At 36.5% G+C, this 22,711-nt stretch carries 13 protein-coding genes; 4 read left to right on the top strand and 9 right to left on the bottom strand.

Annotated features, from left to right (window positions below; all coding sequences use genetic code 11):
• The first annotated feature begins 16 nt into the window (after positions 1-16).
• Positions 17-2,383, top strand: coding sequence for a glycoside hydrolase family 3 N-terminal domain-containing protein (locus JAZ75_RS03610; RefSeq protein ID WP_208700283.1), 2,367 nt, complete (start codon positions 17-19; stop codon positions 2,381-2,383).
• Positions 2,384-2,495: 112 nt separating this feature from the next.
• On the opposite strand, the gene JAZ75_RS03605 is transcribed toward JAZ75_RS03610, so the two are convergent.
• The 8 genes from JAZ75_RS03605 to JAZ75_RS03570 all read right to left on the bottom strand — a co-directional run bounded on the left by JAZ75_RS03605 (position 2,496) and on the right by JAZ75_RS03570 (position 17,742).
• Positions 2,496-3,530 (bottom strand): sialidase family protein, encoded by a 1,035-nt coding sequence (locus JAZ75_RS03605; RefSeq protein ID WP_208700282.1) that lies wholly within the window; start codon positions 3,528-3,530, stop codon positions 2,496-2,498.
• Positions 3,531-3,705: 175 nt separating this feature from the next.
• Positions 3,706-5,613, bottom strand: a complete 1,908-nt coding sequence (locus JAZ75_RS03600; protein WP_208700280.1) for a SusD/RagB family nutrient-binding outer membrane lipoprotein — start codon at positions 5,611-5,613, stop codon at positions 3,706-3,708.
• 11 nt (positions 5,614-5,624) lie between these two features.
• Complete coding sequence (locus JAZ75_RS03595) at positions 5,625-8,690, bottom strand: SusC/RagA family TonB-linked outer membrane protein (RefSeq protein ID WP_208700278.1); 3,066 nt, start codon at positions 8,688-8,690, stop codon at positions 5,625-5,627.
• Positions 8,691-8,712: 22 nt separating this feature from the next.
• Positions 8,713-9,888 (bottom strand): ROK family protein, encoded by a 1,176-nt coding sequence (locus JAZ75_RS03590; protein WP_208700276.1) that lies wholly within the window; start codon positions 9,886-9,888, stop codon positions 8,713-8,715.
• 329 nt (positions 9,889-10,217) lie between these two features.
• Positions 10,218-11,651: an alpha-L-fucosidase gene (locus JAZ75_RS03585; protein ID WP_208700274.1), complete on the bottom strand. Its 1,434-nt coding sequence runs from the start codon at positions 11,649-11,651 to the stop codon at positions 10,218-10,220.
• Between the two features lie 67 nt (positions 11,652-11,718).
• A complete protein-coding gene (locus tag JAZ75_RS03580; protein WP_208700272.1) occupies positions 11,719-13,299 on the bottom strand; it encodes a SusD/RagB family nutrient-binding outer membrane lipoprotein in 1,581 nt (526 codons plus the stop codon).
• An 18-nt stretch (positions 13,300-13,317) separates the two neighbouring features.
• Positions 13,318-16,542, bottom strand: coding sequence for a SusC/RagA family TonB-linked outer membrane protein (locus JAZ75_RS03575; protein ID WP_208700270.1), 3,225 nt, complete (start codon positions 16,540-16,542; stop codon positions 13,318-13,320).
• A 21-nt stretch (positions 16,543-16,563) separates the two neighbouring features.
• On the bottom strand, positions 16,564-17,742 hold the full coding sequence (locus JAZ75_RS03570; RefSeq protein ID WP_132772432.1) for an ROK family protein: 1,179 nt from the start codon (positions 17,740-17,742) through the stop codon (positions 16,564-16,566).
• Between the two features lie 379 nt (positions 17,743-18,121).
• Here JAZ75_RS03570 and JAZ75_RS03565 point away from each other — a divergent pair, with 379 nt between their 5' ends.
• The 3 genes from JAZ75_RS03565 to pnp all read left to right on the top strand — a co-directional run bounded on the left by JAZ75_RS03565 (position 18,122) and on the right by pnp (position 22,269).
• On the top strand, positions 18,122-19,336 hold the full coding sequence (locus JAZ75_RS03565) for an acyltransferase family protein (protein ID WP_208700268.1): 1,215 nt from the start codon (positions 18,122-18,124) through the stop codon (positions 19,334-19,336).
• A gap of 230 nt (positions 19,337-19,566) precedes the next feature.
• Positions 19,567-19,845 carry a 30S ribosomal protein S15 gene (gene rpsO, locus JAZ75_RS03560; protein WP_021191167.1) on the top strand — a complete coding sequence of 93 codons (279 nt, stop codon included), beginning with the start codon at positions 19,567-19,569 and terminating at the stop codon, positions 19,843-19,845.
• A 264-nt stretch (positions 19,846-20,109) separates the two neighbouring features.
• Positions 20,110-22,269 carry a polyribonucleotide nucleotidyltransferase gene (pnp, locus tag JAZ75_RS03555; protein ID WP_208700265.1) on the top strand — a complete coding sequence of 720 codons (2,160 nt, stop codon included), beginning with the start codon at positions 20,110-20,112 and terminating at the stop codon, positions 22,267-22,269.
• A 95-nt stretch (positions 22,270-22,364) separates the two neighbouring features.
• Here pnp and JAZ75_RS03550 read toward each other — a convergent pair whose 3' ends face one another.
• Entirely contained in the window at positions 22,365-22,691 is a 327-nt protein-coding gene (locus tag JAZ75_RS03550; protein ID WP_021190954.1) for a DUF493 domain-containing protein, read from the bottom strand.
• Between the last annotated feature and the right edge of the window lie 20 nt (positions 22,692-22,711).

Raw genomic sequence — 22,711 nt, 5'->3', positions numbered from 1 at the left:
TTTTATATATTCTTAAATGAAACTTAGCAGTATATTTTTTAGCGGAATGATTTTTCTAGCCATTCCAAGCTTACAGGGACAACAGGCACCCTATAAAAACAGTAAAACTCCTACCGAAAAAAGGGTTCAGGATTTATTGGGAAGAATGACAAAGGAGGAAAAAGTTGGTCAATTGTCGAAATTGTTGGGTTGGGAGATGTATGAGAAGGGTGCCAAAGGTGTTGGTGTAAGTGCTAAACTGAAAAAAGCGGTTCAGGATCAACATATTGGATTGCTCTGGGCAACCTTGCGCGCTGACCCCTGGACTCAAAAAACATTATTAAACGGTTTGAGTCCAGTAGAAGCGGCACGAGCTACAAATGCGATTCAACGCTATATGTTGGATAGTACCCGTTTAGGTATTCCTTTGTTGTTATCTGAAGAGGCTCCGCATGGTCATATGGCTATAGGTGCTACTGTTTTTCCTACAGCAATTGGTCAAGCAAGTACTTGGAATCCAGTTTTAATTGAACAGATGGCGGCTACGATTGCAAAGGAAACTTACGCTGTAGGTGGAAAAAATGGTTATGGTCCTGTATTGGATCTAGCACGTGATCCACGGTGGTCACGAACAGAAGAGACTTATGGTGAAGATGCGTACTTGATCGGGCAGATGGGAAGGGCGATGGTGAGGGGCTTCCAAGGCGATGTCATTGGGAAAGAAGATAAAATAATTGGTACACTTAAACACTTTGTTGCCTACGCTGTTCCTGAAGGTGGTCATAATGGTGAAGGTGTTTCTGTCGGTGAAAGAGCAATGCGTCACCATTATCTGTATCCTTTTGAACAAGCTGTTCGCGCAGGAGCAGGTTCTGTGATGACGGCTTATAACAGTATTGATGGTATTCCTTGTTCTGCAAATCCCTGGCTACTGAAAGATGTATTGCGTAAAGATTGGGGATTTAACGGTTTTGTTGTATCCGATTTATTAAGTATTTCTGGTTTAAACGGAGGACACGCTACAGCTTCTACTGCCGCAGAGGGAGCTTCACAAAGTATACATGCCGGTCTTGATGTAGATTTGAGCGGTACAGGATATGGTGCTAACTTATTGGAGGCGGTCAATAGTGGTCTTGTAGAAACTTCAGTTCTTGATACTGCTGTGGCACGTGTACTACGTATGAAATTTAAACTGGGTTTATTTGACCGTCCTTTTGTGGATGAAAAACTGGTTGCAAAAAAGGTTGCTACTGTTGAAAATGTGACTATAGCACGTAAAGTAGCTCAGGAGTCTATCGTATTGCTTAAAAATGAAGGAGATTTATTGCCTCTGAAGAAAACGGTTAAACGTATTGCAGTTGTTGGTCCTAATGCAGATAATGCGTATAATCAACTGGGAGATTATACTGCTCCGCAGGCCGATGGTAAAGTGAAAACGGTACTGGCTGGTATTCGTGCTGCGGTAGGTAAAGGTACACAGATTGATTATGTGAAGGGTTGTGCTATTCGTGATACTTTAAATAGTAATATCCAAGATGCGGTTGCCGCAGCAAAATTGTCGGATGTGGTTGTCGTGGTATTAGGAGGTTCTAGTGCGCGTGATTTTAAAACAACTTATCAAGCTACGGGTGCCGCCAATGTGGATATCAACGCTGTCAGTGATATGGAAAGTGGCGAGGGTTTTGACCGCGTCTCTTTGGATATGATGGGGCATCAGTTGCAATTATTGCAGGCTTTGGAGAAAACAGGTAAACCTATTGTTCTTGTAACAATTATGGGAAGACCTCTGAATCTGAATTGGGCGGCCGCACATATCCCCGCTATTGTGAATGCCTGGTACCCTGGGCAGGAGGGTGGACTTGCGATAGCTGACGTTCTTTTCGGAGATTATAATCCTGCTGGACGTATGCCTATTTCAGTACCTCGTTCTGTAGGACAGTTACCCATTCATTATAACCATAACAAACCTAAGCATCATGATTATGTAGAAATGTCTGCAAAGCCTTTATATGCTTTTGGTCATGGTTTGAGCTACAGTAAATTTGAATATGCTAATCTTGTTGTTGATGTGAAGGAAAGTGCAGAAGATTTTGCGTGTACGGTTTCTTTTGATGTGGAAAACAAAGGGCTGTTAAACGGTGATGAGGTGGCTCAGCTATATGTTGTGGATGAGGTTAGTTCGGTGGTTACAGCTATCAAACAATTGAAAAGATTTGAGCGTAAGTCCATTGGAGCAGGAAAACGTGAAAGGGTCTCTTTTCAATTGACGAAGGAGGATCTTAAACTTTGGGCTGTGGATAACCGGTGGAAAACTGAGAAAGGAAAATTTAAATTACTGATCGGTGCGGGATCTGATGATGTGCGACTGGAAGGTACATTGGAATTGAAGAACGACTATTTGTAGGAAGAGTAGTACGTTCGAAAGGTATGCTGCACACGCATTGAATCTTTAATGATCCTACTCACTTAGGATATAAAATAAAACTGGGGCTGTCTATTTATAGACAACCCCAGTTTTATTTTAATACAATGTGCTTAATGCTTTTTCGATTCCATGTGTAGCTGATATGTATCAAACCTTCATCATCTTGTATTATTGTCGGGTAGGAGTATTCATCTCCCTTTTTACCATCTTCTAAGATCAATGCATCTTTCCAATTCAGACCGTCTTTAGATAATGCCACGCGTAGTTTCGTACGTCCTTCCCACCAATCTTTTCCGGCAAGATCGGGATTATAGACGATCATAAATTGTCCGTTTTTTAGACATATTGCGTCTGTTGCCGCATTTGGATTGAGCAAGTTTGTCGCTTGCCAAGGTTGCCACGTCTGCCCATCATCATTGGAAAATGAACTCATGACTTTATTCTCTTTACTGCGGCATAAAACCTGAATGTTTCCGTTTTTATGTTTTACTATACTAGGTTGGATAACCTGAACTGGGCTTGCATGGTTAATGTTAACAATTGACCATGTGTTACCTCTATCTGCGCTGATCTCTAAATGAGCTTTCCAAATTTCGTCTTTTGACTCGGTGCTTGAAGGGGAAAGGATAGTACCATTTTTTAGGGTGATGGGTTTATTTTTGATGGGACCTAAAATGTTTTGGGGTAATGCTTTCGCTGTTGACCAGGTATTGCCTTTATCTAGCGAATATTTGTAATAACCTTTCCATTCTCTAGGATTAGGTCCTATTTTATAATAAAGATATAAGCTGTCCGATGCTGGATGTTGATAAAATACGGGGTTCCATGTTGGATAGCGTATGTCTCCAAGGACTCCATCGGCAACTTGCACAGGGTGCTGCCATTTACCATTAATATAATGTGAAGTCCAGATAACAACATCGGGATTGGATTCATGTGTGCCTCCAAACCAGGCGGCAATTAGGCTATCTTTTCCAATTTGTTCTATAGTGGAGGCGTGGCACTGTTTGAAAGGTACCTGACCTTCGTTAAAAATCTGAGTTGATGTTAATAGTGCTGGTTTATAATTATTGCAAGAAGAAAGTATAGTTAGTATGATAATCGAAAAGAAGAATAGTTTGTTCATAAATTCATCTGTAGAAAAATTAATTGTAAAATTTAGTGTCAGATGAATTTTTGATTTTTTCAAAGTTTGATATCCAAATTTGGAAGCTTCTTCTTAAGTTGCCTCATATATTATCTTCCACTATAAAAATAATTAAGTGGAGTGCCGGTACTAAAAGTGCCGGCACTCTACCTTATTATTTCTGTTGAGCCCACCAAAGAGGGGTTAATACTTTATCAGCACCTCCTAATAATGTAACAGCATTATTGTATTCAACACCGTCAGCTTCTCTAAATGAAGAAGGATAAGGTAATCTTTGTGGAAAAAATTTAATGTTACTAGTCATATAATTTCCTGAGTTTAGATCAGGTAAATTAGTCAACGGATTTTCAATTGCCGGATTTTCAAAGAAAGGTAATCCTAATCTTCTTTGATCATTCCATCCTTCTAAAGGTAACCAAGGTAGATTTGCAATAAATTTCTGCGTTATTATTTTTGTTAAGATATCATTTCTAACAGTTCCATTTTTGTAAATATTATTGATAGGATAGTTGATATTTACTGTTCCTGTTGTACCTGTGTAACCATCAACATAATTCATCTGATGCGTATTTCCAGGCTCGGTGGTATGCGTAAATTTTACAGATGTTCCTACTCGATTGAAATCTGATGAATTTAGGTATTCGCTTGCAAATTGTGATACACCCCAGTATGCAAAATTAGCCTTAATTCCATCTTCATATGCTATTTGAGCAGAAGTCCCAGTATTCCACCCCTTAACTGATGCTTCCGCTAGCAAAAAATAGGTTTCCCAATTAGCAAAAAAGATTCGACTGCTAGCACTTGCTCTAAACTGCTGACTTAATGCGGGTACTTTTCCAACTAAAGTACTTCTTAATCTATTATTGGAGCCTTTAGCTCCCCAGTCTCCAAGAGAAAATGCGTTCCAGGTATATTTTGTATTGACAGCAATTTTTGTTGAGCCATTAATTAAAGTGTCTACATTTGTTTTAGCATCTTCAGTCCACGAAGGATACATTGAATAATTACTATTTGTTAAATCGCCAGGAATATAAAATGCTTTATATGCTCTTGGATCAATTTTATTAGGAAGACCATCTAGCCAATATCCAGCCGAAGGATCGTTAGTCAGTGTTGTAAATTGATTTGCATACCTTTTTCCAATATATTTTTCGTCTTTAATGGCACTTGTCATAGTACTTGAGATTTGTACTTCTGATTTAATTCCTCCAAGTCCAATAAAAAGGTTGTTGAGTGTAGCTGAAAGTGTTTGCGAATTCCATTCTCGACTCATAACACCAGTTAATGCATCCCATCCCGGTCTTTCTGCAACTGTAAAATTTTGATCAGTTGTTGTAATGAATCGTTTTGTAGCAACTGCAGATTCAAATTCAGTCTTTGCTTTGGCGGCATCGACTTCAGATAAGCGCATGGCTAAACGCATACGCATAGAATTCGCATAACGAACCCAATTATCATATTTAAACCCATAAACACGATCGAATTTTGAGAAATCAGCTGGTATTACTATTTTTTCATCAATTTTTGAAATAGCATCTTTTAACTCATCAAAGAGAAAATAATAAACTTCTTTTACTGAATTAGTTTTAGGATTAACACCTTTAAAACCTTCAATTGGAATTGGTCCAAAATTGTCAGTTAACTCACTCATTAAGTAGACTTTCCAAATTCTTGAAATCTGAACCATGTTATTGGTATATTCTTTTGCAGTGCCTTTGGCAATTTGTTCTTCACCAATAATAATACCAGTGCTTACACTATTTAACCATTCTGCTGAATAGCGCCAATATTCTCTTGACCAATCATCATTAACAGTTCCCAGTGCTAATCCGTTTGTCATGTGCTGTCTTCCAGCTGTCTTCCAATCTAATACAAAGATACGTTCTGCAATATTTGGATCTTGTTGTGCTCCAGTAATAGAATTATTAAGGAAATATTCTACTTGAACTTGGTTTTCATTTGCTGCCGTTGGACTTGTGTTTATTTCCTCAAATTTATTACATGAGACAAAACTTCCAGCAAGTAAAATAGCTATGCTAAGTTTTGAAAATATATTTTTCATAATATTGAATATTAAAATCCTAGTGTTAAATTGATAAAGTAAGATCTTGAAGTAGGTGTTGAAAAGTTTTCAAACCCTGTTGCATTGGAATTAATTGAGAATACTGATTCAGGATCAATACCGTTTGCATAACTCTTGATCATCCATACGTTGTTTACAGTGAAACTAACTTTTGCTCTTTGTAATATACTGCTTTTTAATATGTTAGAGGGAATGTTGTAACTTAGGTTGATGTTTCTAAGTCTTATATTGGTTGCATCGTATAAATTAGCTTCACTGATACCCATATTCCCAGATGTTGCTACTTGTGTCCAATATTGTTGAGGAGTTACAGATTTATCATTAACTACATATCCGTCTCCTTGTTTAATAACCCCACCAACAACCATGTTGTCCCGTTTACCATCAACAACTGTTGACGCGGCACTTCCATTTGCCTGTAGATTGACGTTTGTTCCCGAAAAGAATTCTCCGCCAAATCGACCATCAATTTGAAAACTTAATCCTATATTTTTATAAGAAAAGTTGTTGGTCCATCCCGCCAAAGCTTTAGGTGCCTGATTTCCGATTAATTGAATCTCTGTTGCTTGAGGTAATCCATTTCCATTTAATAAAAGCTGACCATTATATTGACTAGAAGCATCTTCCACACGTACAAATTTAGTTCCATAAATATCGCCATATAGTCCTCCCTCAACTGCTCGAATAGCAAGATTATCAAAACCTCCTAAAGGATAGGTTTTGGATTGTTCTGTTAGACTAACGATCTTATTTTTATTTCTAGAAAAATTAATACTCGTTGTCCAATTTAATTTATCTGGATCTGTTAATATTCGACCATCCATTACGATTTCGATCCCTTGATTTTGAATGTTTCCAGCATTGATTTTTTCCGATTCATAACCACTTTGTGGATTCATAGGTAAATCGATCAATTGATTTGTTGCGTTGGTCTTATACCAAGCAAAATCTAATCCTAACCTACTATTAAAGAATCTTGTGTCAAAGCCAAATTCCAGAGTCTTGATTAATTCACTAACAATGTCCGGATTATATTTAATTTTATTTCTACTGGCAGTTGTATTACCATTTGGATCTTTTCCAATGTTATAAACATTATATAATTGATATGCTGGTAAATCATTACCAACAGCAGCATAAGATCCTCTTATTTTCGCAAAACTTAACCAATTTGGAAGACTTCCTCCATTTTTTGTAATCATGTCTGAGAGAACAAATGATGTACTTACAGATGGATAAAAGAATGAACGATTATTTAACCCTAATGCTGAAGACCAGTCATTTCTTCCTGTAAAATTTATGAACCAGTATCCATCATAGTTAATTTCTCCTGATGCATATACTGAATTTATTTGTTTTCTATAGAATGATTCATCTACTGAAGGATTTGATTTACTATTTCTAATATAAAATAGATCAGGAACTTCTAAATCACCGGCATTTGCATCAATTCCAGTTGATTTGGTTTTCATGATTTGTCCAAATAGAGATAAGGCCCCTCCCCATTTTCCAAATAAGTCATCTTTTCTTGCGTTTAATGCAACTGTATAGTTGTTCTCAAAGAACGTATTTTTTCCTAATGAATATTGACCCGTTGTAGCTAGTGGACTTCCTGAGTAAGTTTTATTTGAATAATTTGTAGTATATTGATCGCTACCAAAACGAGCTTCGGCATCTAACCAATCCGTGATTTTATATTTTAAATTTCCATTCATAATGAATCGATCACGAACATCTTCATTCAATTTGTATTTCGCTAACCAGTAGGGGTTTGTTGAGTTACTCGTACCATACCACAGCATTTTTCCTTGATCGTTAACAGCGTCTTTAAAATCTAAAATATTCAATGATCTTGGCATTCTAAATAAAGTTGCATAGGCATTTGAATTATTTTGACCAGATAATGGACGGTTTTTCGCATTGGAATTCATGTACTGGACTTTCACATCTGTTACCCATCTTTTATTTGCTCCAAAAGAAGAATTTACCTTCGTCATTAAATTTATTCTTTCAAATGAAGATCCAGGAATCTTACTTTGATCATTTAAGTAAGTTGCAGAAGAATAGATACTAGTTTCTTCAAATTGTTGTTGGAACGATACATTTTGTGTATGATTAACTCCCGTTTTGAAGAAGTTGTTAATATTGTCGTAGGATTTATCAATTGGTGCTCCCCAATTATCTGTACTTGTAGGAATTAATGCCCCATCTCTTCCTTGACCAAACGAGCTTTGAATTTCAGGGATTAAAAACAATCTCTCTAAACCTAAAGTTGATGAATAAGTAATACCCGTACCCTTTTGTGCTTTTCCTGACTTCGTTGTGATTACAATTGCCCCATTTCCTGCTCTGGATCCATATAATGCTGAAGCGGCACCTGATTTTAATACCGACATTGTTGCAATATCTTCAGGATTAATGTCCCCTAAGCCACTTCCCATATCTGTACCTGGATTCCAAAAATCATTATTTTTGGCTCCTAAAAAATTATTAAGTGGCACACCATCTACAATTATTAATGGTTGATTATCTCCTGTTAAAGAGTTATTTCCTCTCAATGTTAATTTAGTTGAGGAAGCTGGTCCGTTAGAACCCTTGATAACCTGTAGACCTGACACTTTTCCAACTAAAGCATTAGCGATATTGTTTTCCTTTGCATCAGTTATCTGCTCTGCTTTAACTTCTTGAAAAGAATAGCCAAGTGTTTTCTTTTCACGCTTTACACCCATTGCGGTTACGACAACTTCATCTAATGCTGAAGCATCTTCAGTTAAAGTAGTATTAATCGTTTTAGTTGATCCAACTACAATTTCTGTTGACTTGTACCCAATATTGGAAAAACGTAAAGTTTCGCCTTGTGAGGCTTGAATTGTAAAACTACCATTTGTGTCCGTCTGTGTTCCGCGAGCTGTTCCTTTGACAGAAACTGTTACACCGGCGACTGGTCCTTTTGCATCTGTTACTCTCCCGGTAATAGATTGCTGTGCGAAAAGGGAGGATGCACTAAATAAGGTGCATAATGCCAATCCCGCACTTTTTTTGTAAAAATAACTCATAATAAATGGTTTATAAGTGTGATTAGTTTGTGTGAAAAAGTGTTTGTATAAAATTGTCTATAATAAAGGCTGAAGTTCCTAGACTCTGTGCCTGTTTATTTGTATCAGATATTTTTAGCTGTGTAGCCTGTGCTAATCGTGGAATACAAAATTCGTTGATTGCTGTTTGGATTTGAGGCATTAAAATGTTTCCTGCCCGAGCTCCTCTACCACTGATGATGATAGCTTCAGGATTGAGGATATGAATTAATGTCGCTATTCCTTTTCCTAGCATATAACCTATTTTTCCAAGATTGGCGACAGCTAATTGATCGCCATTTAGGGCACTTTCTAAGAGTGCATCACCCTGAGCTAAGAGGTTATTGTGTTGGTCACCTTCTAAGCTCGATTTTTCTCCTGCATTAATTGCTGTCTGTACGTTTTTTACTGCGGCGGTTAGGGAAGCTTCTACTTCGAGACAGCCTTTTTTTCCGCAAGAACATAATTCGTTACTGTCACTGAGTGGGATATGACTAAATTCGCCAGCGTAACCACTTGATCCTTTGAATATTTGATCGTTAACGATCATACCCAAACCCACACCCCAATTGAGATTAATGACTAAAGAACTTTTTATATTTTTAGCAGCACCAAATTTTTGTTCTGAAAAAGCAATACAGGTGGAGTCATTTTCAATGATCGTTGGAATTTTAAAATGATCGGATATGTGCTTTTTAATATGATATAGCTTTGATTGTTTATCATATGAATCATTAATACCTTTCTCTGTATCAACGAAGCCAGGCATACTAATGCCTATACCTAAGAAATCGGTAACAGGAATTTTTGATTCAACAATGATGGCTTCTGTTAGACTGATAATTGTCTCTAAAGCTTTATTGCTATTTTTTAAAGGATTATAGTTGTCGACATTTTCTGCAATCACGTTATTTTCTAGATCAAATATGTAAATGGAAGTGTAGAATTGGTCTAATGCTATAACTAAAGTATAAGTGTTTAAATTGTTATTTATTTTAAATTGAATAGCTCTTCTTCCACCAGTAGATGCTGCAAGGTCATTACCTTCAATTAAATTCATTTCCAGTAATGAGTTTACTGACTTTGTAATGAGTGGAATACTCTTATTAAATGTCTTACTCAACTGCGCAATCGATTGCAGTTTTTGAAAGTATATTGCTTTTATAATCTGGTTATTCATAATTGGATTGGTTTTCCGTAATAGTAAAGTTACAGTTATATTATTAAGATGCAAATACTTTTTACTTTTTTTTAATAAGTATATTTTCTTAATAACGGGAATTAATATTATTTTAATCTCTTTAAGATATTTTGATTAAGATTTCAATATTTTGTAAGGAATAAAATGGGGAATTTAAAATTTTTGAGAGATTTTATTATTTTAAAACTATTCTTTGAGAAGTGATATAAGTTTCGAAAAATTGTAACAGGATTCGGAGAGAAGGGCAAAAAAAAACCTACTGCAGGATCAGATGCAGTAGGTTTTATGTAGTTATTTATTGTTAAACCTTATTTCGATTTTAATTGAATAACGGTAGCATAGTTTAATTTTGTGCTCGGATTCTTAACAACAATTTGATTTTCTTTTTGTGTCCATTTCAATTTTCCTGTGTGACCTAAGATACTCATGTCTTTAATTTTGAAATTCTGTGGAACGTTGAACGTAAACTCAGTTGGTTGTTTATAGCTGTCGCCTTCTACAATATGGAAAACATTGACGGTCTTGCCGTCCTTACTTCTGGTATAGTAGTAATCTCCTTCGTGATAGGGAGCGACTGGACGGGTAGCATATATTGCGCCTTCGTTGATCTGTATCCATGATGCTAATTCTTTTAATCTGTCATACGCCGCTTGGTCGTAGTCCCCATTTGGTCCAGGCGCGATGTTCATTAAATAATTGCCTCCTCGTGCGATAATTTTGATCAAAGTTTCTACAATTTTTTTAGTGGGCTTGTACTGATCATTAGGAACATAACTAAAAGAGTTACCCATGGTGATGCAACTCTCCCACGGGATGTCTAATGTGTGTTCTGGGATGGCCTGTTCCGGCGTGACATAATTTTCCCACTTCCCCGGTACAGTACGGTCGACGACAATGATGCCCGGCTGGTTCTTCCGCGCCATATTACCGATACGGTCCATATCTATATCTTGTTCTACCTTAATGGTTCGTTGCCAGTCAACAGATTGATCAATGGTTTTGAACGGTCTTACCCAACCGCCGTCTAGCCATAAAATATCCACTTTTCCATATTCAGAGGTCAATTCGTTCAATTGGTTGTAGGTATAGTTTTTAAACTTCTCCCATCTTTCAGGATGTTTTTGCGGATCGTAATTCACGTTACGGTCTTTAGGTGGAAAATAGTTCCACCAATAAAAATCGGTATGCCAATCAGGTTTCGAAAAATAAGCTCCTATTTTAAAGCCATCGTTTCGGAAGGAATTGAAAATTTCTTTTGTGATATTGGCTTTCGGATTTTTTGAAAATGGTGTATTGGGAGAGGTAACTTTGTAGTCAGACTCTTTCGTGTCAAACATGGCAAATCCATCGTGGTGCTTTGTGGTAAATACAACATATTTCATCCCGGCAGCTTTTGTGGCATCGGCCCATTTTTTAGGATCGAAATCTGTTGGATTGAATGTTTTTTGTAAATTTTCGTAATTCTTTACATAATCATAATAGTTCTTTCCATGTTCCGGTTTACGTTGTGTCCAACCTTCATCTTCCGGACATAAGCTCCAGCTTTCGACAATACCCCATTGACTGTACGTGCCCCAGTGCATAAAAAGTCCGAATTTCATGTCCTGCCATTGTTCAAGGTTTTCAATAACTAATGGGTCGGTTGGTTTTTGGTAACCAGAAGATACATTATGGGCCTGACCAAAACTATGTTGTCCTGCCCAAAGTAATGCTAGGGTAGGAATTAAGGTTTTTAATTTCATTTGGTTATAATTTGTTATTATAAAACGAAAGCCACTCACGTGGCTTTCGTTTTAAAGGTATAAAAAATTAGTTGACGTCCCAAAATATTTTGGTATCTCTCTTGTCCTTTGCTTTTACTGCTTCATAGTTTTCACTATTATTTGCTGTTTCTTCAGAAGGATAGTTTAATCGCATCGGCGGGTTTGCAAAATTTACTAATCCTGCAACAGGAAATGTCAATACAGGATAACCTGTTCTGCGCAATTCTGCCCAAGCTTGCTGTGCTTGAAGAAATCCATAATGAAGCCATTTTTGTGTTAATATTAATTCTAAATCTTTGTTAGAATTACCAGTAAATGAGATGGATGATTTATCAACGAAATTAGTAATGATATTTTCGCTAGGTTTTGTTTCTTTCTTCAGTTCGACATCATTTATACTGTTTAGATAATAATAAAAAGAAATAGATTGTTTTACCGCAGTATTATAAGCCTCTTTTGCTAAAGCTGCTGAACCCCATCTCAATTGTGCTTCCGCCTTTATGAAATTTGTCTCACTTGCAGAGAAAACAATGCCTGGTAATCTTTTATTATCAGCAAATGTGGTCGAATCCAAAACTGAATAAAGTGGGAAATTTTGTTCTACCTCAATTGAAGTGAAGGTAATTGGCATAGCCCTATATTCTTTATTTGCAATAAACTTTCCATCAACTGTTTTTCCAAATTTATCATAAAATACAGGAATGCGAGGATCTTGTGATGGTAACATCACTTTGTTTAACATATGGTCTGTCGCATAGTGATTAGGACCTTCAATCAATGCCTGTCTTAGTGTCGATGTGTTATTTGTCAGAGGAGCAAGTAAGATGTCTGCTTGATCTGGTTTGTAATTAGCATCATTATCACCGTCAGCAAGTGGGTATTGTGCTGGATTATTTAACATTTCCAAAATTTCAGTTCTTGCTTTTGCCTCATCAACATTTGAAATTCTCATCAATAAACGTAATCTCAATGAATTTGTATATTTTCTCCATTTTGTGATATTACCTTTATTGAGAATATCATATTTACTGAATTCAGGTGTTGACTTTGCAGATTCAAAATAAGTGTTTATTTCTTTTAAATCTGCAATAAATTGATAATATAATTCTTTTTGCTCATCAAATTTGGGCAATTTGATCTCATTTGTGAATGGTAGACTTCCAGCTTCACTAAATGGGATATCTCCAAAATTGTCAATTAGTTTAGAAGCTTCATCATACATCACAACTTTAGCGGCCTGAAGAATTATTTTCGAATTGGGTTGTTCAGTTTCTGGAAGAGCTGTATAAGCTTTTTCCATAGAACGATATATTCCTAATACACCTGGAGCATAAAAATCGGTCCAATATTGATAAGAATAGCTATCACTAGGTTGGTACATAGAGTTAGACGGTGTGAAAGATGCCGTCTGTGTATAAATTGCTTGATTAGACAATATGAATGTACGATAATGCCAGTATGATGGTCTTACGCGATCATTATTTAATAATTCAGCGAAGAAAGCCGAAATACTTGCTTTTTCTGTCGCATCAGGATTTTGGAATTTCTCTTCCAGTTGTTTTTTACATCCTATCAATGATGAGAAGATTGTAGCAACTGTAAATATAGTAATGAGTATTTTTTTCATGATTCTTAAGATTTAGAGTTAAAAGTTTGCATTTAATGAAAATCCGAAACTTCTTGTCGCCGCTGATGAACCAACATCAACTCCTTGTGACCACCATGCATTTCCTACAGGTGCTTCCGGGTCTAGATTTTCTAAAGTTCTGTAGATATAAAATAAATTTCTACCGATTAATGAAAATCTAAGATTGTTCATTTTTATTCTTTTTGTAAAGCTATCAGGAATACGGTAACCAATGGATAACTCTCTCAGCTTAATGAAATCATTGTCATATACTGCCCCTTTTTCAGACCAAGAGTCATCACCCCAGTTAAATGTATTGAAGTAGTATTCTGCTCCACTGAGATTGACGTCATTAGTTTTACCTGTATTGGCATTAACTCCTGGCAGAGTAACTCCAGTTTCTCTATATGGAAGGGTGTTCTCATACAGCCCGGAAGCCATTCCGTATTTTAAATTCTCAGAAACCATTTTACCACCGAAGCGATAATCAGCTGTAAAATCTAACATGAAGTTTTTATATGTAAATGTGTTTGTCCATCCGCCAATTGCTTTAGGCATAATGTTGCCAACCATTTTATATTTGGATTTGTCCATTACATAATAACCTTCATCTGAAATCAAATTATTACCATGATCATCTTTTGCGATATCGTAGACATAGATATTACCCAATTTTTCTCCTGCTTTTGCTGTTATCTTTAATGAATTAGCATCAGCACTATAGAAAACAAGTTCATTGACACCAGCCATTAATTCCTTTACTCTGGAATTGTTGAATGAATAGTTCAATCTCGAGGTCCACGTAAAGTTTTCATTTTGGATCGGTGTACCGTTTAAAGAAAGTTCTAAACCATTATTAGCTATCTTTCCGATATTTAAAATTTGAGAAGTAGCACCTGTAGAAGCTGGAGATGTCAATCCAAGAATTTGATTCTCGATGTAATTATTGTAGTAACTCACATCTAAACCTAATCTATTTTTTAAGAATTTTAATTCCAGACCAAACTCCATTTCATATTTTCGTTCAGGTCTAAGGTCTAAATTCCCGTATCTATTTTTATAGGTTAATGCTGGTATTGCTCCATTAACTGTTAATAATGGACCTTGCATATAAGCGATATTGGCTTCATAGATCGCCGCATCATTCCCTACTATACCATATGATGCACGAAGTTTACCATATGAGAATTTATCAGACTTCATATTGAAAGCATCACTGAAGATAAAACTTCCGCTAACAGAACCATATTGATAGTTATTGTTTTGAACAGGTAGCGTAGAAGAATATTCTGAACGATAAGTACCATCAAGATATAGATAACCTTTGTAACCCACATTTAATGATCCAAAATAGGCGTATTTTAACATCTCCTTGCGGCTGTTAGTTGTTAATGGTTGGACTAAACTGTTGCTTAGACTGAACCAGTTTTCTGTAACCAAACCAGCGTCCGTACTTGAAGATTGATCATCATAGTTTTCCGAACGAGATTGGAAACCAACGCTTGCAGTATAGTCAAAATCTTGATTGATTTTGTTGCTGTATGTCAACATGGCATCACCATACAAGATAGAATAAGCTCCTTTTGTTGTTGCATATCCACCTGTACTTCTGTCAGGAAGATTGTACACGGTTGCATTTTCATTATACTGTTTGTTTGTACTCGTAGCAGATGTAAAGTCATTACCAATTCTTCCACGGAATTTTAAATGATTGACAATATCCCAATTTAATGTAGCGCTTGTTAAGAGGCGATTTTCAGTTTCATCGTAGCTGTTTTTGTACTGATTCCAGAAGTAATCCAACAGATTGGACGCCCTCATGGTATAGGTGAAATCTTCTGGTCGACCCGTTCCAAATTTAGAGTACTTATAACCATCAGAAGTTTGGTATGCATTTTTCATTGCTGCCATATCTTCAGTTCTGCTGAAAAACCCATCAAAGCTTCCCAAAACATTTCCAAGTAAATAGGTACGGTTGTGTGTGTTGGTATTGATATAGTTTGCAACGATATCTGTTGATATTTTGTCACTTAATTTAAGTGAACTGTTTAAGTTGAAGGTATTTTTATTTTGCTTGCTACCTGGACTTGTACTTTTGTAATCCATTCGGGTTGCACTTAAACGGTAGTTTAGTTTTTCGGTTTGATTGGATATACCAACGTTTGCTGTTGAATTGTAACCTTTATCAAAGACATCATAATAGTTGTTTTTTCGAGCCACATATGGTCTTACTTGTCCATCCCACCATAGTACATCCTCGCCTGTAAATTTTGGACCAAAACTGGCGTAAGATCTAAAATAAGGTCTTCTTCCTGATGGAGAATTTGGATCTGTGATCCAACCTTCGGCAGTTGCTCCATTTGTTGTATTAATTGTAGCATCATACCCAGGTCCATATTCATTTTGGAATTTTGGAAGAAATGCCGCTCTCTCCAAAGAACCGTTGTAATTGAAATCAACACCAAGCCCGCGGCCTTTAGTACCTTTTTTAGTGGTGATGACAATAACCCCACTTGCTGCATCTGAACCGTATAGTGCACTTGCTGCAGCTCCTTTTAAAATAGAAATATTATCAATGTCAGAAGGATTAATATCTAGCATTCCATTTCCACGGATACGCTGATCATTGTTGAAGTTGTTGTTGTTAGCTCCTGAGGCACCATTTTGTTGATCATTACGAATAATAATACCGTCGACTACATAAAGGGGTTGTCTTTGGTAGTTCAACGAGTTAATGCCACGGATCTGTACATTTACAGCACTTGCTGAACCGCCCGGTGCTGTTGTGATCTTAACACCTGGAGCTTTTCCGTACAATGCAGATCCAAAATTGGTATTTCCTGCTTTTGTAATTTCTTCTGATTTGATATTGCTGACCGCATACCCTAATGCTTTTGCATCACGTTTGATACCCATTGCTGTTACGACGACTTCGTCTAATGCAGAAGCATCTTGCGTTAATGTTACATTAATCGATTTAGTTGAGCCAACAGTAATTTCAGTAGTTTTGTATCCAATCGTTGTAAATCGCAAGATTTCTCCCTGTGAAGCCTGGATGGTAAAACTGCCGTTTGCAGTGGTTTGTGTAGCTCTTGAGGTTCCTTTTACGGTAACCGTTACGCCGGATACGGGCCCCGAAGCATCTTTTACTGTTCCGGTAATGGATTGCTGTGCGAATAAGGATGATGCACTGACTAAAGTGCATAACGCTAATCCTGCACTCTTTTTCTGAAAATAATTCATGAGTAATGATTTATAAGCTAATTAGTTTGTAGTTATAAGGGTTTGTAATGTGTTTTCTATAATAAAGGCAACAGTCCCAATACTTTGTGCCTGTTTATTTGTTTCTGATATTTTTAATTGTGTTGTGCTGGCCAATCTAGGTATGCAAAATTCATTTACTGCAGTCTGAATCTGAGGCATGAGTATGGCGCCAGCTTTGGCTCCCCGGCCACTGATGATGATGACTTCAGGGTTAAGGATATGGATTAATGTAGCAATGCCTTTTCCTAACATATAGCCAATTTTCCCAAGACTGGCAATAGCAAGCTGATCACCCTGTAATGCATTCTCCAGTAAAGCATCACCTTGTGCTAATAGGTTATTATATTGCTCGGCTTCTAAACTCGATTTTTCTCCGGCCTTTAAAGCATTTTGTACATCTTTTACTGCAGCGCTGAGCGATGCCTCTACTTCTAAACATCCTTTTTTTCCACAGGAACAAAGGGTGTTGCTATGGCTTAGTGGTATATGGCTAAATTCTCCTGCATAACCACTCGATCCTTTAAATATTTGACCGTTTACGATCATGCCTAATCCGACCCCCCAATTTAAATTGATGACTAACGCATTTGTTGTCTTTTGTGCGGCGCCAAATTTTTGTTCGGCAAAAGCAATGCAGGTGGAGTCGTTTTCAATAATCGTCGGAATTTTAAAATGATCAGTGATGTGTTTTTTTATGTGGTGTAGGTTACATTTTTTATCGTACGAATCATTAACGCCTTTTTGTGTGTTTACAAATCCGGGCATACTGACACCAGCCGCAATAAAATTGGCTAGTGGAATCTGTGACTTAGTAATAAGCTGATCAGCATAACTGATGATGTTTTGGAGTGCTTCTGACTCGCAAGAAAGGGGATTATATTGATCAGTAATCTGTTCAATTATTTTGTTTTCAAGATTATAAATGTAAATCGATGTATAATATTGATCAAGCGCAATAACTAACATATAATGAGAAAGGCTATTATTTAGCTTGAATTGAATAGCGCGTCTTCCTCCCGTTGATGTCGCAAAACCATTACCCTCAATGAGTTTCATTTCCAGTAAGGAATTTATTGATTTGGTAATAACCGGAATACTTTTATTAAAAGTTTTACTTAGCTGTGCAATTGATTGTGATTCCTGAAAGTAAAGTGCTTTTAAGATTTGGCTGTTCATCATTAATAATCTTCGTATTGTCGTATTGAAGGGGTAAAGAAAGCAAATTTCTTTGTAAAATCCATTACTTTATAATATTTATTAATAAGTATTAGGTTCTTTGTCTCATTTTATTAATAATTGGCAATTTAATTTGATTTATTTTTCAAAAGTTTTTTGGAATGTAACAGACGTAAAAAGCTCGCGGATCCTTTTACAGTTGTTATGCATACTTTATTGCTTCTACTTTCTTATGTTTTTGTTTGAGGTGATGATGAATAATATTGATTTTTTGTTTTTTTATTTAAAAAAACAAAAATCCGTGTTTATGCCATTTTAAATTAAATTGCGCGTAAAAGTGAATGGTAAAATTGTTATTTTTATGCCTTAAATAAACTATTTTATGAAACAGCGTTATTATTCACTTGACGTATTCCGAGGAGCTACAGTTGCTCTGATGATTATGGTCAATAACCCTGGAACATGGGCTCATATGTTCGCACCATTAAAACATGCCGGTTGGCATGGCTGTTCCCCAACAGATCTTGTTTTTCCTTTTTTTCTATTTGCAGTTGGTAATGCCATGTCTTTTGTTATTCCTCGACTTCAGGAAGCTGGAGATGCTGTATTCTGGAAGAAAGTTATCAAAAGAACGGTTTTGATTTTTGCTATTGGTTTATTCCTTAACTGGGCTCCGTTTGTGCAGTGGGACGGTGATACACTTGGTTTGAAACATTGGGTAAATCCAAATAATCCTGAAAAGGGCATCCGGATATTAGGTGTACTTCAGCGCATTGCTTTGGCGTATTGTTTTGCTTCTATTCTGGCTTATTACTTTAAAGAGAAGGCGTTGATCTGGATTTCTGCTGTTATGTTATTGGCTTATTGGGCTATTTGTGCTTTTGCTGGACAGGCAGGAGATCCTTATAGCCTTGCAGGTTGGTTTGGCACTCCGATTGATATACAGCTATTGGGAGTAGCTCATATTTATAAGGGAGAAGGTGTGCCTTTTGATCCTGAAGGCCTGATGAGTACATTACCGACTATTGTACAAGTCGTTTTCGGTTATCTTGCCGGTACTTATATCAAGAAGCAAGGGCAGGTAGATTGGTTATGGTCTAAGGTTCCTGAAAGTAAAGAGCCTCATTTCAAATTACTTTCAGGGTTATTTGTAACGGGGTTTATTCTGGTGGTTTTAGCATGGATCTGGTCATTAGGTTTTCCGATCAACAAAAAAATATGGACAAGTTCTTATGTACTGTACACAACGGGATTAGGAATTATGACCATCGGTGGAATGATCTGGTTTGTTGAAGTACAAGGTGTGAAAAATGGTTTGACTAAATTTTTTGATGTGTTTGGCAAAAACCCACTTTTTATCTTTGTGCTAAGTGGTGTTTTACCGCGATTGGTAGGGCTGATCCGTATTCCGGATGGGGTAGGAGATGATGGAACTGTTTTATACACCAACGCATTTACCTGGTTTTATACAACAATCTGCAAACCTTTACCAGGCCCACCAGAGGTCGGTTCTTTCTTTTACTCGTTATGCTTTTTGGCCTTGATGTGGGGTATATGCTATTACTTGGATAAAAAGAAAATCTATGTGAAAGTTTAAGGCATTCCTTATTAATGCAGAGCGAATTTTAAGTTTATTGTTATCAGGTGTTTTGTCCCTCAATTGATTTAAACTTTATGTAAATTACTAGGTGCCTATTAAAGTGGCAATTTAATATTACTGCGTTACTACTTAAATTTTAATCTTCATTTTCTTTGCAGATTAAAGTTTAAGTGCTACCTTTGCAGTCAATTAACAAAAATTTTTAACGCTTTAATATTATTTCAGAGATGTATTTAAGTAAAGAGTACAAAGCAGATATCTTCGCGGAATTTGCAGGTTCGGCAACGAACACAGGTTCTACAGAAGGACAAGTAGCTTTATTCACTAAGAGAATTGCTCACTTAACTGAGCATTTGAAAAAAAACAGAAAAGATTTTAACACACAACGTGCCCTACAAATGTTAGTAGGTAAACGTCGTTCATTATTAGCTTACCTGTACAAAACTGACATCAACCGTTACCGTGCGATCATTAAAGGTCTTGGTTTACGTGATATCATCAAATAAGCTTTTAGTTATAAAAACTTTAGAAAGCCGTCTCTTTGGAGATGGCTTTTTTTTTTGTCGCTAAATTTTGAAATGATGATTTTATGCTACTTATTATTATAAAACCACCTTCAATGGTTAAGGGTAGCATGATAATTACTGTCATAAATGCAACTTACGTCAGTTTGATTATAAATATTTTACCTTATCTTTGCGATGAAATTAAAATATTTTTAATATAGGTATGCTGCCAAAAGATGAAAAGCATATCGCAAATAACAACGAATGAGTTATAACGAAATCAAAACAGTAATTGATATGGGCAATGGCTCCCAGATCGAACTTTCTACTGGTAAATTGGCTAAACAGGCTGATGGTGCAGTAGTTTTAAAACAAGGTGATACGATGCTTTTAGCAACAGTCGTTTCTGCTAAAGAAGCGAAATCTGGAGTTGACTTTTTACCTTTGTCAGTAGATTACCAAGAGAAATACGCGGCTACAGGCCGTATTCCTGGCGGTTTCTTACGTCGTGAGGCGCGTTTGTCAGATTATGAGATCTTAATCTCTCGTTTGGTAGATAGAGCTTTACGTCCTTTATTCCCTGAAAACTATCATGCAGATACGCAAGTAATGATCTCTTTGATCTCTGCAGATAAAGATATTATGCCTGATGCATTAGCTGGTTTAGCGGCTTCTGCTGCTATTGCGGTTTCTGATATTCCTTTCAATGGACCTATTTCTGAGGTTCGCGTTGCTAAGATCGATGGCCAATTGGTGATTAACCCAAAAATGTCTGAATTAGAAAGAGCAACTTTAGAATTTATCGTAGCTGGTTCTGCTCAAGATATCGGTATGGTTGAAGGTGAGTGTAGTGAAATTTCTGAGGCTGAAATGGTAGAAGCAATTGCTTTTGCGCATGAGGCGATCAAAAAACAAGTTGCTGCTCAAGTTGAATTAGCAAATTTAGTCGGTAAAAATGTAAAACGTGAGTATAACCACGAGCCAACTAATGAGACTTTGAGAGCTGAAATTTTCAGTGCGACATACGATAAAGTATATGCTGTAGCAGCTTCTGCTTCTGCAAAACATGACCGTTCTGAAGCCTTCGCAAAAATTGCTGAAGAATTCAGAGCGACACTTCCAGAAGAATTGGATGAGGATACAAAATTCTTATTCAAAAAATATTTCCATGATGTACAATACGATGCAGTTCGTAATTTAGTATTGGACGAAGGAAAACGTCTTGATGGACGTGATGTACGTACTGTACGTCCAATCTGGTCAGAAGTAAATTATTTACCTGCGGCTCACGGTTCGGCTGTATTTACACGTGGTGAAACACAATCATTGACTTCTGTTACTTTAGGTGCTAAAGATGCAGAACAAATGATCGATGGTGCTTTCATCAACGGTTATAACAAATTTATCTTACACTACAATTTCCCGGCTTTCTCTACAGGTGAGGCTAGACCAAATAGAGGTCCAGGTCGTCGTGAAGTAGGTCACGGAAATTTAGCATTACGTTCATTGAAACGAGTATTGCCTGCTGATACTGAAAACCCTTACACGATCCGCGTTGTTTCTGATATTTTAGAATCTAACGGTTCTTCTTCAATGGCAACTGTTTGTGCTGGTACATTAGCATTATTAGATGCGGGTATTAAATTGAAGGCTCCAGTTTCTGGTATCGCTATGGGTTTAATCTCGGATGAGAAAACAGGTAAGTATGCAATTCTTTCAGATATTTTAGGTGATGAAGATCATTTAGGTGATATGGATTTTAAAGTAACGGGTACTGAAAAAGGTATTGTTGCTTGTCAAATGGACTTAAAGATCAATGGATTGAAATGGGAAGTTTTGACACAAGCTTTGGATCAAGCTAAAGAGGCTCGTCTTCATATCTTAGGTGAAATGAAGAAAACAATTTCTGAGCCACGTGAAGATTACAAACCTCATGCTCCTCGTATTGTTCAGATCATTATCGATAAAGAATTTATTGGTGCTATCATCGGTCCAGGTGGTAAAATTATCCAAGAAATGCAACGTGAAACTGGTGCTACTATTTCTATTGAAGAAGTAGACGGTAAAGGTATCGTTCAGATCTTTGCAGACAATAAAGCTGCTATTGATGATGCAAGTACACGTATTAAAAATATCGCGGCTAAACCTGAGGTAGGTGCTACTTACGAAGGTAAAGTGAAGTCTATTATGCCTTTTGGTGCTTTCGTTGAAATCATGCCAGGAAAAGATGGTTTATTACACATCTCTGAGATTGATTGGAAACGTTTTGAAACGATGGATGGAATCTTTACTGAAGGTGATAAAGTAACGGTTAAATTATTGGATATCGACAAACAAGGTAAATTGAAACTTTCTCGTAAAGCTTTATTGCCTCGTCCTCCTCGTGAAGATAAACCTGCTGCTGACGCAGCTCCACAAGCGTAAGTTTTAAAAACTTAATCATATAAAAAGCTCACTGAAAAGTGAGCTTTTTTTGCTAAAAAAAACAGGCTGTCTATTTGACAGCCTGTTTTCATTTGTTATAACATGATAACGGATTCTATTTTAGATACTTCTTTGTAATAATCAATTACTTCATCGGCATTATTGACAAAAGTCTCTACGGTGATGGACTTGTATTTACCACCTGATGATTCTTTTTCCGCGTATTTGGTGCTTGCATGCGTAAATACTTGTTTTACTTGCTCTATTTTCTCCAAATCGGCTTTTACAATGAATTTGAATTTGTACAAGGATGGAAATTGTTCTACAGCAATCAATTTTTCTTTGAAATTTGTATAGAAATCTTGCTGATTATTTCCGTCTTCAATATCTTGGATATTGATGTTGTTGTTTAATTCTGACATTTTTAATCTCCTTTTGTTGA

Origin of the sequence: Sphingobacterium sp. UDSM-2020 (genome assembly GCF_016132525.1) — a bacterium.
In the GTDB taxonomy this organism is placed as follows: Bacteria; Bacteroidota; Bacteroidia; order Sphingobacteriales; family Sphingobacteriaceae; genus Sphingobacterium; species Sphingobacterium anhuiense.
This window is presented reverse-complemented; position numbering and strand designations above follow the sequence as displayed.